The organism is Paenibacillus sp. FSL K6-1122, from assembly GCF_037977015.1.
Classification (GTDB): Bacteria; Bacillota; Bacilli; order Paenibacillales; family Paenibacillaceae; genus Paenibacillus; species Paenibacillus amylolyticus.
Genome location: NZ_CP150272.1, coordinates 2,074,051 through 2,087,633 on the forward strand (window position 1 = coordinate 2,074,051; position 13,583 = coordinate 2,087,633).

Here is a 13,583-nt window from a genome sequence, read left to right on the forward strand (position 1 = left end):
TGAGAAGAATCCTGTTATGCAGATCCGAATGTCGGAGCCTGTGGAGCAGGATTCTTTTTTTGTATATGGATAAGGAATGTGTACCTTGACGCAATCAGATAACTATGGTATATTCACTTTAACGGATAAAAGCTTAAAAGCGAACAAGCGTTTAAGCACGACAGAGTTTTTATATTTAATCAGACGCACGTTAAGGAAATTATTGTGCTCTCATACAAGGAAGGATGGGAATTAATATGATCGTTATTGCAGGCAAAGCTACACCGGAGGAACAGATTCAGGATATCGTTGCAGTTATTGAAAAAGAAGGGCTTCAGGTGCATATCTCTCGCGGAGAGGATCGTACTATCATTGGTTTGATTGGTAAAGTTGAACCTAAAATGCAAGAGCATCTTCGCCAAATGAAAGGTGTCGAGAATGTCGTTAAAATCTCGAAGTCTTACAAATTGGCAAGTCGTGACTTCCATCCGGAAGATACGGTGATCTCCATCAAAGGTGTAGATATCGGCGGAAAAGAACTTGTTGTCATGGGCGGACCATGTGCGGTTGAATCCGCTGCACAGATTGATGAGATTGCCGGGCTTGTGAAAGCTGCTGGTGGGCAAGTGTTACGTGGGGGAGCATTTAAGCCTCGTACGGGTCCTTACAGCTTCCAGGGAACGGGCGTAGAGGGATTGATCATGATGGCGGAAGCAGGCAAGAAACATGATCTGCTGACCATTACAGAAGTCATGACACCTGAGTATGTGGATATTTGCGCCGAGTACGCAGATATTCTGCAAGTAGGTACACGTAACATGCAGAACTTTGACCTGCTCCGCAAATTGGGTGAGTGTGGCAAGCCGGTATTGTTGAAACGTGGTTTCAGTGCGACATACGATGAATTGTTGAATGCGGCTGAATACATTCTTGCGGGTGGTAACCCAAATGTTATGCTGTGTGAACGTGGTATTCGTACGTTTGAATCCTACACACGGAATACGTTGGATCTGTCCGCGATCCCTGTTCTGCAGTCTCTGAGCCATTTGCCGGTTATTTCCGATCCGAGCCATGGTACTGGACGACGTGAACTGGTGGAACCGATGACAAAAGCTTCTGTTGCTGCAGGTGCCAATGGCCTGATCATTGAAATGCATACCGATCCGGATAACTCCATGACAGGAGATGGTGTGCAGTCTTTGTTCCCTGACCAATTCGCTAACCTATTGCAGGATCTGGAGAAATTGGCACCAATCGTGGGTAAATCATTCAGCACAGCCAAACAACCGGCAGAATTTTTCCCGGCACGTGTAGGCGTTTAATAAGAATTTCATAGTCAAGGTCTGGATCATCATCCGGGCATCTCCTCTGATCTCGTTCATTGCAACGGAATCAGATAGATGCTCGGTTTTTTGCATATTTTGCAGTTTTGAACGTATTTATTAATCAATAGTGATAAGAAACATTTATGATGTGAAGTTTTTCCCATGATTTAGGTTAAAATAGGGGTCGCTTTACCGCATTAAACCAGTTAAATGTATATAAAACTAGTTGTTATATGAATTTATGTTATTTATAAAGTGTGAGTATATCTAACATCCCTTCAAAAAATACCTTACATAAGTATTGACGATGTCATATTTTAAAATTTATAATGACGACAGAAAAAAATTCGAATTTAGACATTTTCTTAGTGGGGTTGTTTAATGTTCGGAATATTTGGGAGGACGAATACATGTCGGTTGAAAACGTATTGAAATCAATTCAAGAGAACAACATCGAGTGGGTAGATTTTCGTTTTGTAGATTTAGCTGGTCGTGCACATCACATCTCGTTGCCAGCTTCGGCTGTTGATGCAGACACGTTCGTAAATGGAGTAGCTTTTGACGGTTCTTCTATCCAAGGTTTCCGCGGAATTGAAGAGTCCGATATGGTTATGATGCCAGACCCTGAAGCGACTTATGTCGATCCGTTCACTGCACACCCTACATTGAATGTTATGTGTGATATCTTCACTCCAGATGGCGAGCGTTATGAGCGTGACCCACGCAGCATCGCTGTTAAAGCAGAAGCTTATTTGCAAGAGAGCGGTGTAGGTACAGCGGCATTCTTCGCACCTGAATCCGAGTTCTTCATCTTCGACGATGTACGTTATGAGAGCGGCACGAACAGCTCTTCTTACTATGTAGATTCCGAAGAAGCTTCGTGGAACACGAACCGCAAAGAAGAAGGCGGAAACCTTGGTTTCAAAGTACGCACTAAAGGTGGATATGTTCCAGTAGCGCCAGTGGATACACAACAAGATATTCGTAGCGAAATGTGTCGCCTTTTGGAAGAAGCGGGCCTGTCGATCGAGCGTCATCACCATGAAGTGGCGACAGCGGGTCAAGCCGAAATCAACTTCCGTTTTGATACATTGAAGAAAACAGCAGATAACCTGCTTGCATACAAATACATCGTGCACAACACTGCACGTCAATATGGTAAAGTAGCAACATTCATGCCAAAACCATTGTTCGGTGATAATGGTAGCGGAATGCACGTTCACCAATCCATCTTTGATGGCGATTCCCCATTGTTCTATGACAAAGCGGGATATGCTAACCTGAGTGAAATGGCTCTGCACTACATCGGAGGTATTCTGTACCATGCTCCGGCACTGATCGCTTTGACTAACCCTAGTACAAACTCATTCAAACGTCTTGTACCTGGTTACGAAGCACCAGTTAACTTGGTTTACTCCAAAGGTAACCGTTCCGCAGCAGTTCGTATTCCGGTTGCAGCTGTGACACCAAAAGGTTGTCGTATCGAGTTCCGTACACCAGACTCCACAGCTAACCCATACTTGGCATTCTCCGCAATGTTGATGGCGGGTCTGGATGGAATCAAACGCAAAATTAACCCAACTGAGCTTGGATATGGTCCGCTCGACAAAAACATCTATGACCTGTCTGATGCAGACAAAGAAAACATCCGCAGTGTGCCAGCTTCCCTGGAAGAAGCACTTGATGCATTGGCAGCTGACAACGAGTTCTTGACTGAAGGCGGCGTATTCACAAAAGACTTCCTTGATAATTACATCAACCTCAAACGTGATGAAGCGAAAGCAGTAGCGATCCGCATTCATCCGCACGAGTACAGCCTCTACTTCGACTGCTAATCGGTCGGGGTCGGAACAGTTCTTGTTCCAACTTAAAGCCTCCGGGACACGCTCTCGGAGGCTTTTCCTTGAATTAAACAATGTAGTGCTTTAACTTTGCAGGGTGATAAAGGAATTTGATGACCTGAATTCAACACTTCAGTGCATATTGCCCTTGAAGCAGATAGAGAATACTGATATCATAGCGATAATATTCACTTTGTATGTCAGAGTTACGGATGGAAAGGGCGGGGGATTTTGTGACAAAAAGAGCGTATAACTTTAATGCAGGACCTGCGGCGTTACCACTTGAGGTACTGGAGCGTGCACAGGCGGAATTTGTAGATTTTCGTAATACAGGCATGTCGATTATGGAGATGTCTCACCGTGGAGCGGTGTATGAGTCTGTACATAATGAAGCTCAGGAGCGGTTGTTGTCGCTTCTAGGCAATCCAAAAGGATACAAGGTTCTCTTTCTGCAGGGCGGTGCAAGCACTCAGTTCGCGATGTTGCCAATGAACCTGCTCGGTGCAGGGCAGACTGCAAGTTACGTGATGACTGGTAGCTGGGCGAAGAAGGCTCTGTCTGAGGCGAAGTTGATCGGCGAGACACATGTTGCTGCATCTTCAGAAGCAGAGAAATTTATGAAATTGCCGGATGTTTCGAATCTGAGTTTGCCAGAACGTACGGCTTATGTGCATCTGACTTCGAACGAAACGATTGAAGGTACGCAATTCAAGTCGTTCCCGGATACCGGTTCAGTACCTCTGATTGCGGACATGTCGAGTGATATTTTCTGTAAACCATTTGATCTTAATCAGTTCGGCATGATCTACGCGGGTGCACAGAAGAACCTGGGTCCATCCGGAATTACGGTTGTAATTGCTCGTGAGGAACTGGTGAGCGAATCGCCTAAAACGATTCCAACCATGCTTCGTTACAGCACACATGTAGATAACAATTCCCTGTACAATACGCCACCATCCTTCTCAGTATATATGGTGAATGAAGTATTGAAATGGATTGAAGAACAGGGCGGACTGGCTGGTATTGAGCAAAAAAATACGAAAAAAGCGGAATTGCTCTATAACACAATTGATGGTTCCGGTGATTTCTACCGTGGTTGTGTGGAACAAGAAGATCGTTCCCTCATGAATGTGACCTTCCGTCTTGCTTCTGAAGAATTGGAGAAAAAGTTCATCAAGGCTTCGGAGGAAGAAGGATTTGTAGGTCTGAAAGGACATCGCAGTGTGGGTGGTCTCCGTGCCTCTATTTATAATGCTGCTCCTTATGAGAGTGTTAAGGCACTGACAGACTTCATGAGCCACTTCCAGAAGACAAATGGATAAATTAGTATAGGTACGGTGTAATGGACCTTTGTGTCTTATCCTGTGCCTTACCAGAGCCTTCCACATTGACGTGTGGAGGGCTTTTCTTTAAGATTAGAGGGTTGTCGTCAACATGAAATGAAAAGGAGATTGAACACATATGGCTTTACACATCGTTCTGGTTGAACCAGAAATTCCGGCGAACACAGGCAATATTTCGCGTACTTGTGCGGCAACCGGTACCCATCTGCATCTCGTACGTCCACTTGGATTTCGAACAGATGATGCTACATTGAAACGTGCAGGGCTGGATTACTGGCATGCTGTCCATATTGAATACCACGACTCATTTGCTGAGGTTCAGGAAAAATATCCGGAAGGTCGTTTCTTCTATGCAACTACGAAGGCCAAGAACCGATATAGTGATTTTAATTTTCAGGATGGGGATTTCCTCGTTTTTGGTAAAGAGACTAAAGGCCTGCCACCTGAATTAATTGCTGCGAATCCCGATACATGCATGAAAATGCCAATGACTGGTGACGTTAGATCATTAAATCTGTCCAATTCGGCAGCAATTATTGTATATGAAGCGTTACGCCAGCTCAATTTCCCGGGGTTAGAAGGATAAAATTTGGTTATAAATGACGGCTAGAATTCGGAAAAAAAACATTTTTCAAAAAAAAGGACAAAAAATGTTTATTTCCAGCAGGATTCGACAAAATCTTGGCGAATCTATAAACATAGTACAAATGTACCTAGAAATTTAGAGTAAGATAGGAGAGGTGTGCCGTAGCTATGAAGCCAGCTGGAGTAGTTCGCAAAGTTGACCAATTAGGTAGGATCGTATTGCCTAAATCTTTGCGTAAAAGGTATCAAATGAATGAGGGAGATCCTGTAGAAATCTTAGTACAAGGGGACCATATTATCTTGGAGAGATATCGTCCAAAATGTATTTTCTGCGGATCCATCGAGGAAGTCAACGAGTTCAAAGAGCGTTACATATGCGCACAATGTTTAGATGAAATGACTCAGCTTCCACAACACGGATAAGAAATAACGTCATGGGGTCCATTGACCCCGTGGCGTTTTTTTTTTTTTATTCTCAATTGAATGGCATAATTGCAATTTGAAAAAAAGATAAAATACGTAGACTAACGCTGGGTGTAAAGGGGTAAAACCTCATTCCACACGGCATTCAGGATGCCTTGCATATTTTCTTCCTCACTATTAATACATATGACAGCTTCCTTTGAGGGAATTATGATACACAACTGACCATAGGCACCATCGGCGCGGTAAGCGTCATGAGAACACATCCAGAACTGATACCCGTAACCTTTTCCCCAATCTCCGTCTCCAGTCGTTTCGATCTGCTGGGACGTAGCCTGTCGAATCCAATCCGCAGGTACAAGCTGTCTGCCTTCCCAAAAGCCCTCCTGCAACAGTAACTGTCCAAATCGACTCAGTTCCTCATTGCTTATCCAAAGACCTGCACAGCCAAGCGTTACGCCGAGTGGAGAGGTTTCCCACTCTACATCATGGATGCCAAGCGGATCAAATAACCGTGGAGTCAGGTAATCTTTCACGGTTTGGCCGGTAGCAGCCTGTAGCATGGCTGAGATCATAAATGTATCCCCACTGCTATATGTAAATTGTTCTCCAGGTACCCGGTCCATAGGCAGAGACATATAATATTTCGCCCAGTCCTTTTCGGTCAATGAAGCTCGCTCATCAGCCCAAAGAGGGGGAGAGTCATGACCCGAAGACATTCGGAGAAGATCACTTAGTTTCAATTCCTGCGGCGATGGGAGATTGCGCTGTGCGGCGGGTACATGATCATGATCATAAGAGAAATAATCACCAAGTGTCGCATCGAGATGTATCAGACCTTCTTCAAGCGCAAGACCAACGGCCATACACGTGAAGGATTTACTGATGGAATGTTGTACTCTGCGCTGATCCTTATCCCGGTCCCAATGGGCAAGCAGATGCCCTTTTTGTAATATGCGAATGGAAAAAACGTTCAATTGTTGCTCCGTAATCGTATGAATGAAACCTTTGAGTTGCTCAGACATATTAACCTCCCTAATATCAGGTGAAACCTGAGTAAAATCGGTTGGTGAAACGTTTCCGTAATTCGAATGCAAAATCAGAACCCATGTTAGTATAAACCTGGTTTGGTGTCAATTAAAGTTGTAATAGTACTTACTAAATTTTCATTTTTTCGTAATAATAGTGTCTTTGGACGCAAATTTAGACTTAAAAGAGCATTTTTTCGAGAAAAAAACGCGAAATTTGTAAAAAGGTTATTGACAGGATTTACTCATCGGGCTTATGATTTATTCGAAACGATTCGAAGAAATCGCTTCCACATTAAAAGTGTTGTAATGAAGTCCATGTGAATCAACGTTGGCTATGTTTTGAAACGATTCGAGAAAATCGTTTCGATAACCCATCGTAATACAAGGGAATCTACAACAGCCTGCAATCCAACGCCAGAGAAACGAATGAGTAAAGACAGCAGGCGATGATGAGAGGGGTTACATTTATGGCACATATAACGATCGAAACTGGATCGCCAACCTTATGCATGAATACCAGCATACATGTTGTGTCCAGTGACTCCGGAGAGACTTCAGGCGGTACACTATATCTGTTGCACGGGGCAGGCGATAATGCGAGTACCTGGCAACGGTTAACCACAATTGAGATGTATGCAGCGCAATATGGCTGTACGATCATTATGCCGGAAGCGAATCGAAGCTATTACACCGATATGGAATACGGCCTGAATTACTTCCACTACATCACTCAGGAGTTACCTGAAATATGCAAGCGTCTGCTCAATCTGAATCCTGATCCGGAGAAAACATACGTTGCAGGTTTATCCATGGGTGGATATGGTGCACTGAAATGTGGACTAACTTATCCAGAGCGATATCGCAAAGTAGTGTCTCTATCCGGCGTAACGGATATCCAGACACGGCTTCATGATCCCCATATGCCAGCGACCATGATCAAGGAAATGAAAGCGGTTTTTGGAGAACGTTTACAGGTAAAAGCCGATCAGGATATTTACGCACTGTCGGCCAAGCTGCTGGAACAGGGTGTTCCTTTACCGGATATCCTCAGTTGCTGTGGCGATAGTGACCCCTTTGTAGAGATGAATCGCGACTATGCGAAATACATGCAGGGGACTGCCTTTGATTTTCGGTATGTGGAGACGCCGGGGGCTCATGAATGGAAATTTTGGGAGCACCACCTGAGAACGATGTTTGATTTTCTGTACAACGACAAGACCATAGTAGAGTGAGGAGATGCAATGTGAAACCTGCAGCCGAAGGACCTAGCAAAAAGCTGAAGGGAAACGTGAAGGGCAATTCGCTCTGGACTGAAATCTGGAAGCACCGAATGACATACACCCTGCTTATTCCGGGGCTTGTCTGGCTAATACTGTTTGCCTACATGCCGATGGGTGGCCTGTCTCTGGCATTCAAAGATTACAAGGCCAACCTGGGCATCTGGGGAAGTCCATGGAGCGGATTCGAGAACTTCAAATATGTTTTCCGTGATCCAACCTTTATCGACGCAGTATGGCGTACGCTGTACATCAATATTTTGAAACTGATTATTCAGTTCCCGTTCCCGATCATTCTGGCGCTGTTGCTGAATGAATTGCGGATGCGCAGAGGGAAAAAATTGTTCCAAACCGTTCTTACGTTCCCGCACTTCCTTTCCTGGATCATCGTATCCGGGGTAGTCATCAATGTGCTGGCATATGACGGACTGGTAAATAGCGCGCTCGGATTACTCGGATTGCCAACGATTAACTTCCTGGGGTCTGAATCCAACTTTGTACCCATGTTGCTGTTGACTGATATTTGGAAATCAAGTGGATGGGGCGCGATTATATTCCTGGCTGCCATTTCCGGTATTGATCAGGATCAGTATGAATCAGCACAGATTGACGGGGCTTCCCGTATGCAACAGATGTTCAAAATTACTTTACCGAACATCCTTCCAACCATCACAATCATGTTTATTCTCTCGGTTGGTGGATTGATGTCTTCCGGGTTTGACCAGATCTTCAACTTGGCAAATGCCGCTACCAAAAATGTATCGGAAGTACTCGATGTATATATCTATCGGATTACGTTCCAGTCATCTACCGATTTCTCATTCTCGACAGCGGTCAGCTTGTTCCGTTCCTTGGTGAATATGGCCTTGCTGCTTCTTGCTGACAGATTTGCCAAGTGGCTTGGCGGAGACGGTTTGTTCCGATAAGAGAGGAGGAAAAATGAGATGAGCAAGAAAGCTAACAAAAAAACGAGAATTGGTACAGAAAAAATGACACTTCTCGATTACATTATTTTCGCCGTATTACTAGTGCTTGCCCTGATGATCCTGATTCCATTCTGGAATGTCATCATGATCTCGTTTGCAACACAAAAAGAATATGCTGACAATCCATTTTTGATGTTCCCTAAAGAATGGACATTGGATTCCTACAAGGCATTGTTCGCTGACGGAACGATTCTGACGGGGTACAAAAATACAATTATATTGTTAGTTATCGGCTTGCCACTCAGCTTGTTCCTGACAACAAGCATGGCATATGGCCTTAGTCGCAACAAATTTCCGTTTAAGAAATTTCTCTTTTTCCTGGTACTGTTCACTATGATCTTTAATGGTGGTATCGTACCGCTGTACCTGATCATGAAATCACTTCATCTTACAGGTACGCTGTGGTCCGTTATCCTGGCGGGAAGCTTCAGTGCGTTTAACATGATTCTGATGATGAACTACTTCTACACCTTGCCTGAATCACTCATGGAATCGGCGAGACTGGATGGAGCAGGAGAGTGGAGAATTTTGTTCTCCGTTGTTCTTCCGCTGGCTACACCAATTATGGCTACAATTACGTTGTTCTACGGTGTGGCTTACTGGAACAGTTGGTATGATGCGATGATATTCCTTCGAAAAGCGGATCAGTTACCACTCCAGAATGTACTCCGAAATATTATCGTGACATCTACGACGAATGCATCCAATGCATCCAGTGTGGATGCTGCCCAGGCAAGCAACTTCTCAATGGGTATGAAGATGGCGGCCGTATTTGTCACCATGGTACCAATTATGTGTTTCTTCCCAATGCTGCAAAAACACTTTGCCAAAGGGGTATTAACAGGGGCAATCAAGACCTGATATACGTATAGGATTTTGCAATAAAATTCTACTAAAAAACATGGGGGTAAAACATGAAAACGAAAAAAAAGTTGTCAGTAAGAGCTCTCTTTGCCATCACGCTTAGTGTAGTTATGCTGATGGTGACCGCTTGTTCCAGTCAAGGAGCTTCGGGTGGTAACGAAAAAGATGCAGAGGGAAATTACAAAGACAACCTGACCATCTCTGTAGCTAACCTGACAGAAATCAAAAACGGGAACCTGGATAATGACTTCCACAAGTTCTGGACAGACAAATTTAATTTAACATGGGACTACAACTATATCGATTGGGATTCATGGGGCGAGAAACTTCGTCTGTGGATCAACTCTGGCGACTTGCCGGATGTAGCGGTATGGAACTACGTACATGGCGATGCCATTAACAGCATTGAACAAGGTTTGTTCTACAAATTCCCGGATGACTGGAAAGAACGCTGGCCTAACGTGGCAGCAGCTTACAATTTGACGGGTCTTGGAGACAAGTTGGAAGAATTGACAGGTGGAACATATGTCCTGCCTAGACCAATCTATTTCGAAAACAAACCGGCTGACCCACTCACGAACCAAATTGGTGTCATTGCGCTACGTAAAGACTGGGCTGAAGCGGTTGGTTTTGAACTGAAAGATGCTTATACAACGACCGAATTGAACGAATATGCTGCACTAGTAAAAGAAAAAGATCCAGGCAAAGTGGGTAACAAACTTGTACCTCTGTCCTACAATGCGGCAGATGCCATGACAAACATGATTATGCCAAACAGTGTGCATGCCATGACTGACTCTCCGTTCTACAAAGGTGAAGATGGCCAATTCCACTGGGGACCAGCAGATCCTGAAACGCTGACAGGACTTAAATTGATGCAAAAAGCCTATAAAGATGGACTGCTCAATCCTGAGTTCTACACATGGAAAAACAATGAAGGTCAAAACAACTTCAAAGTAACAGGTACAGCTGCTGTAACAAGTCTGGGCGGACTGGCTTCGTACAGACAAGGTCTGGATTCCGATATGAAAAAAAATCTGGGTGTAGATAGTGATGAACTGGTACACACAGCAATCGTAGTAGGCGATGACGGTAAATACCGTAACATGGAACAAGCCAACTTCTGGTCTGCATTGATCTTCAATCCGGAGATTAGTGACGAGAAATTCGAACGGATCATGGATCTGATCGATTACTCCGCAACAAAAGAAGGACAGTTGCTCATCAACATGGGCTTTGAAGGAAAAGATTGGAAATATGATGAAAACAACGAACTCGTTAGCTTGTTGCCAGAAGGAACGGTATTGGAAGATAAATATCCAGCACGTTTCGAAGGTCTGTATCTGCTTGGTGACGACTTCAGTGTTGTAAACCCTGCAATCAAAAAAGATTACCGTGATAGAGCCGTGAAATTGTTCGAAGAAAAAGCAAAACTTGGTACAGAAGGCAAATCGCTTGCACCATACGATTGGGATGTCAACCTGTACGATTCCAAAGCTAAGAGTCAGGCTTCATTCGACTACCAGAATGAATATGCCAACTTGATCCTCAAAAACGGAGATCTAGAGGCAAACTGGAAAGAATGGGTAAACAGTAAAATGTCCCTGGTTCAACCTTATCTGGATGAGCTAAACGATAAATTCTAGTAATCATTCAGTAATTAATTTTGAACCCGGTGCGCGGTCTCTCCCCGAACGCAGCCGGGTTCTTTATTTCAACAACTTATAGTGGAGGATACGATTAGATGAATAACGAGCAGTTGCTAGATCTGGTAAGACAGATGACGTTGGAGGAAAAAACAGCTCAGCTTCTTCAGTTGACTGCCAACTTCTATGAAGGAACAAATGTTGAAGGTCAGATCACAGGGCCGATGGAAGAGATGGGGATTACGGAGCAGTCCGTGGATGCCAGTGGGTCCATTCTGGGGTTGTCCGGTGCGCAGGCCATCATTGATGTACAGCAAGCTTATATGAAAAAAAGTCGTTTGGGCATTCCGCTTTTGTTCATGGCTGACGTAGTTCATGGATTCAAAACCATTTTCCCGATTCCACTCGCGATCGGTTGTTCATGGGACACAGAACTGGCTGAGAAAAGTGCTGAAATTGCAGCACGTGAATCAGCTGTATCCGGTTTGCATGTTACCTTTGCACCGATGGTGGATCTGGTTCGTGACCCGCGCTGGGGCCGTGTGATGGAAACGACAGGAGAAGATCCTTATCTGAACAGTTTGTTCGCGGCTGCGTTTGTACGTGGATATCAGGGCGACAGCTTGAAGGATGAGCCAGATCGTCTTGCAGCCTGTGTTAAACACTTTGCGGCATATGGAGCGGCTGAGGGTGGTCGGGATTACAATACGGTGGACATGTCTGAGCGTAACCTGCGTGAGTACTATTTGCCAGCGTACAAAGCAGCGTTGGATGCGGGCGTGGAAATGGTCATGACTTCGTTCAATACGGTTGACGGTATTCCGGCAAGTGGCAATGAGAAGTTAATGCGCGGTATTTTGCGTGACGGGTGGGGCTTTGATGGTGTATTGATCTCGGATTGGGCTTCCATTCGCGAGATGATTGCGCATGGTGCTGCAGAAGATGATCGTGAAGCGGCATATCGTGCCATTCGCGCAGGAGTAGATATGGAGATGATGACACCTTGTTATGTACATCATTTGCCTGAACTGATTGAGAGTGGTGAAGTGGATGAGAAACTCATTGATGAAGCCGTTCTGCGAATTCTGCAACTGAAAGAAAAGCTGGGATTGTTCGATAATCCACTGCGTGCAGCTGATCCTGAACGTGAACGTGAGATTGTATTCTCCAAAGAGCACCGTCAGGTATCGTATGAACTGGCAACCAAATCGGCTGTCCTGTTGAAAAATGATGGCAGCGTGCTTCCACTTCAACCTGACGCTAATGTAGCCCTTATTGGTCCTTTTGCACAGAGTCCTGATATTCTGGGCTGGTGGTCCTGTGAAGGAGTTAAGGAAGATGCAGTTAAGTTGGGAACAGCTCTGCAAGAACGCCTGACGGGTGGGAAAGTTCAATTTGCTCAAGGCAGTAATGTTCATACGATTACAGCTGAGCAGATTGCCGAAGCCCTAGAAGTGGCAAGCAAAGCAGATCTGATTGTCCTTGCTCTTGGTGAAGACTCCGAGATGAGTGGAGAAGGTGGCTCACGCACGGATATTCGTCTGCCAGCAGCCCAATTGGAATTGGTTAAACAGCTCAAAGCAGCGGGAAAACCGATTGCCAGCGTTATTTTCAACGGCCGTCCATTGGATCTGCATGGTGTAATCGATGAATCGGATGCCGTTCTTGAAGCCTGGTTCCCGGGTAGTGAAGGCGGAGCTGCGATTGCAGATGTTCTGACAGGTGTAGTGAATCCATCCGCACGTCTGACGATGTCCTTCCCGCAGTCTATAGGTCAGATTCCGGTCTATTACAACCATTTCAATACAGGTCGTCCACTGAACCCGGAGAAGACGGAAGAACGTTACGTATCCAAATACATTGACAGCCCGAATGAACCTTTGCTTCCGTTCGGTTATGGTCTCTCATACACTTCGTTCTCTTATGGTGATCTTGAAGTGTCAAGTAACGAGATGACTGCCGAAGAGTCCCTGAGCATTCAAGTACGTGTAACAAACACGGGTGAGCGCGCAGGCGTAGAGACCGTTCAGTTGTACGTTCGTGATGTAACGGGTGAAGTCGTTCGTCCTATGCGTGAGCTGAAAGGATATGTGAAACTTGCACTGGCGCCAGGCGAGAGTGGTACAGCCACATTTACGTTAAATGAAGAACAGCTTCGTTATCACCATTCCGATTTAAGCCACCGCAGTGATCGAGGCGAGTTCCATATTCTTGTGGGTGCAAACAGTCGGGATACTCAGAAGAAATCATTCAGACTTGTTTAATCTTGTGAATGTAAAGAGT

Annotated in this window: 11 protein-coding genes; 10 read left to right on the plus strand and 1 reads right to left on the minus strand. The window is 44.9% G+C overall.

Translation table 11 applies throughout. The features are described 5' to 3' along the window. Positions 1 to 236: 236 nt before the first annotated feature. The 5 genes from aroF (at position 237) to NSQ20_RS09375 (ending at position 5,496) form a co-directional block, all read left to right on the plus strand. A complete protein-coding gene (aroF, locus tag NSQ20_RS09355) occupies positions 237 to 1,301 on the plus strand; it encodes a 3-deoxy-7-phosphoheptulonate synthase (protein WP_036610039.1) in 1,065 nt (354 codons plus the stop codon). Between the two features lie 413 nt (positions 1,302 to 1,714). Further along, complete coding sequence (gene glnA / locus NSQ20_RS09360; RefSeq protein ID WP_340032324.1) at positions 1,715 to 3,139, plus strand: type I glutamate--ammonia ligase; 1,425 nt, start codon at positions 1,715 to 1,717, stop codon at positions 3,137 to 3,139. A gap of 239 nt (positions 3,140 to 3,378) precedes the next feature. Continuing rightward, positions 3,379 to 4,467, plus strand: a complete 1,089-nt coding sequence (serC, locus tag NSQ20_RS09365) for a 3-phosphoserine/phosphohydroxythreonine transaminase (RefSeq protein ID WP_076318316.1) — start codon at positions 3,379 to 3,381, stop codon at positions 4,465 to 4,467. A 139-nt stretch (positions 4,468 to 4,606) separates the two neighbouring features. Beyond that, positions 4,607 to 5,074 (plus strand): tRNA (uridine(34)/cytosine(34)/5-carboxymethylaminomethyluridine(34)-2'-O)-methyltransferase TrmL, encoded by a 468-nt coding sequence (gene trmL / locus NSQ20_RS09370; protein ID WP_017689589.1) that lies wholly within the window; start codon positions 4,607 to 4,609, stop codon positions 5,072 to 5,074. 167 nt (positions 5,075 to 5,241) lie between these two features. Continuing rightward, complete coding sequence (locus NSQ20_RS09375; protein ID WP_036610032.1) at positions 5,242 to 5,496, plus strand: AbrB/MazE/SpoVT family DNA-binding domain-containing protein; 255 nt, start codon at positions 5,242 to 5,244, stop codon at positions 5,494 to 5,496. Between the two features lie 101 nt (positions 5,497 to 5,597). Here NSQ20_RS09375 and NSQ20_RS09380 read toward each other — a convergent pair whose 3' ends face one another. After that, positions 5,598 to 6,521 (minus strand): serine hydrolase, encoded by a 924-nt coding sequence (locus tag NSQ20_RS09380; protein ID WP_340032325.1) that lies wholly within the window; start codon positions 6,519 to 6,521, stop codon positions 5,598 to 5,600. A 473-nt stretch (positions 6,522 to 6,994) separates the two neighbouring features. Here NSQ20_RS09380 and NSQ20_RS09385 point away from each other — a divergent pair, with 473 nt between their 5' ends. The 5 genes from NSQ20_RS09385 (at position 6,995) to bglX (ending at position 13,564) form a co-directional block, all read left to right on the plus strand. Further along, the gene (locus NSQ20_RS09385; protein ID WP_036610029.1) at positions 6,995 to 7,759 is read left to right on the plus strand and encodes an alpha/beta hydrolase family protein; all 765 of its coding nucleotides are present in this window, start codon (positions 6,995 to 6,997) and stop codon (positions 7,757 to 7,759) included. Between the two features lie 11 nt (positions 7,760 to 7,770). Beyond that, positions 7,771 to 8,730 carry an ABC transporter permease subunit gene (locus NSQ20_RS09390; protein ID WP_017689585.1) on the plus strand — a complete coding sequence of 320 codons (960 nt, stop codon included), beginning with the start codon at positions 7,771 to 7,773 and terminating at the stop codon, positions 8,728 to 8,730. Between the two features lie 18 nt (positions 8,731 to 8,748). Further along, positions 8,749 to 9,651, plus strand: a complete 903-nt coding sequence (locus tag NSQ20_RS09395; RefSeq protein WP_340032326.1) for a carbohydrate ABC transporter permease — start codon at positions 8,749 to 8,751, stop codon at positions 9,649 to 9,651. 53 nt (positions 9,652 to 9,704) lie between these two features. Continuing rightward, on the plus strand, positions 9,705 to 11,300 hold the full coding sequence (locus NSQ20_RS09400) for an ABC transporter substrate-binding protein (protein WP_340026907.1): 1,596 nt from the start codon (positions 9,705 to 9,707) through the stop codon (positions 11,298 to 11,300). 98 nt (positions 11,301 to 11,398) lie between these two features. After that, positions 11,399 to 13,564: a beta-glucosidase BglX gene (gene bglX, locus NSQ20_RS09405; protein WP_340032327.1), complete on the plus strand. Its 2,166-nt coding sequence runs from the start codon at positions 11,399 to 11,401 to the stop codon at positions 13,562 to 13,564. Positions 13,565 to 13,583 lie beyond the last annotated feature (19 nt).